Here is a 392-nt window from a genome sequence, read left to right on the forward strand (position 1 = left end):
CCCAACTTTCATCCCCTCCCAGAATTGATGAACATCAACAATGGCGACGACTGTCGTCGCGATGGGCGTCACCTCGCCGGGGGGAATCGAATGCGTTTTCTCGTTGATGACGTTGTCGCGCTACGAGCGCGCGATTCTCGCCTGCGATGTGTCGATCTGGTCGAGCAAATCGAGGGCGAGCGCAATGCCCGGCGAGTTGATGCCGAAGTCTTTCGTCACTCGCTAAGCGCGTTCCGAATGCGCCTTCCGACGCCCACAGAATCAGTCGCTCCTCCGAAGTGTCAGTCACCCGGCACAATCCGAACAGCTTTGGCTTGCGACGCCTCATTCCTGATGCTGATCCTCGCGGTCAATCTCGCCGGCAGCCCGTCCCCAAATCTCCCGGTCCCGGC

1 protein-coding gene is annotated in these 392 nt (G+C 59.9%); it reads left to right on the forward strand.

The annotated features are described in order from the left end of the window. Window positions 1–27: 27 nt before the first annotated feature. A partial coding sequence (locus P0D80_RS52005) for a hypothetical protein (protein WP_459252785.1) occupies window positions 28–392 on the forward strand: 365 nt, incomplete at its 3' end.

This window comes from Paraburkholderia sp. RL17-373-BIF-A, assembly GCF_046030175.1.
Classification (GTDB): Bacteria; Pseudomonadota; Gammaproteobacteria; order Burkholderiales; family Burkholderiaceae; genus Paraburkholderia.